Raw genomic sequence first — 1330 nt, 5'->3', positions numbered from 1 at the left:
TGAACCGTCACGGGTTTTCTGCCGCTCCTGTTTGAGTGCAGGAGGATGCAGTTATGGGCAAAATAATCGACCCCGCCGTGAAGGAACGCGCCTTGCGGTTGATCGCTGATCATCGTCAGGACTACCCGAACGACACCGCTATGTGTCAAGCCATCGGCAACAAGCTCGGCCTGGGCAAGGAAACCATCCGGCGATGGCTGGTCCAGGCCGACGTCAACGCCGGATCCCGCCCCGGAGTGAGCACCGACGCGCAGGCCGAGATCAAGGCGTTGAAGGCGGAGGTCCGTAAACTCCGCGAGGACAACGAGATCCTCAAAGCAGCAACGGTTTTCTTCGCCGGGGAACTCGACCCCCGAAACCGCTGATCATGGCGTTCATCGACGACATGAGAGCCCACGGTCATGCGGTCGAGTCGATCTGCGCAGTGCTCAGCGAGCACGGCTGCCAGGTCGCCGCACGAACCTATCGAGCCTGGAAACAACCAGGACAAACCGTCGCCGCACGCACGATCGCCGACGCTGAAATGTGCAATGTTCTGCGTTCGGTTCAAGGAACCCCGGAGGGCCTCTACGGGCGCCGCAAGATGACTCACTGGCTCCGCCGGCAAGGACATGACGTGGCATTTTGCACGGTCGATCGACTCATGGGCGATCTCAACATGAACGGGGTTCGCCGCGGCAAAGGCATCCGAACCACCGTGGCGAACACCCGCGACACCCGCGCCGAGGACCTGCTGAACCGGGACTTCACCGCACCGGCCCCCAACACACGATGGGTCGCCGACTTCACCTACACCCGCACCTGGACGGGTTTCACCTACGTCGCCTTCGTCGTCGACGTGTTCTCCCACAAGATCGTGGGTTGGCACGCCTCAACCACGAAACAAACCGAGCTGGTGCTCACCCCGGTTCGGATCGCATTGTGGGAACGCCAACGCAACGGCAAACCTATTCCCGCTGGTCAGCTGATTCACCACAGCGATGCCGGCAGCCAATACACCTCGATCAGGTTCACCGAGCATCTCGCCCTCGAGGGCATCACGCCCTCGATCGGTTCGGTCGGCGACGCCTACGACAACGGGTTGATGGAATCGATCATCGGCCTCTACAAGACCGAATGCATCCAGACCACGGTGTTCCACGCCGGGCCCTACAAGACGCTCAACGACATCGAATACGCCACATCTGGTTGGGTTGATTGGTACAACCACAGACGTCTGCATAGTTCACTCGGAATGCTCACCCCAACCGAGTACGAACAGGCTTTCAACACCGCTCGCGACCGGCAGTCGCAACCCGTCTAGGAGCGGCACGAAAGTCGTGACGCTTCA

Annotated in this window: 1 protein-coding gene; it reads left to right on the top strand. The window is 60.7% G+C overall.

The features are described from left to right. Positions 1-53 precede the first annotated feature (53 nt). Positions 54-1303, top strand: a protein-coding gene (locus FOS14_RS24465) for an IS3 family transposase (protein ID WP_143773430.1) whose coding sequence is annotated in 2 segments (ribosomal slippage) — positions 54-327 and positions 327-1303 — 1251 coding nt in all. Because the reading frame shifts where the segments join, the coding sequence is not laid out codon by codon here. Positions 1304-1330 lie beyond the last annotated feature (27 nt).

The organism is Skermania sp. ID1734, from assembly GCF_007489285.1.
GTDB lineage: Bacteria > Actinomycetota > Actinomycetes > Mycobacteriales > Mycobacteriaceae > ID1734.
The sequence above is the reverse complement of the archived record's forward strand: the minus strand, read 5'-3'. Positions and strand labels throughout refer to the sequence as shown.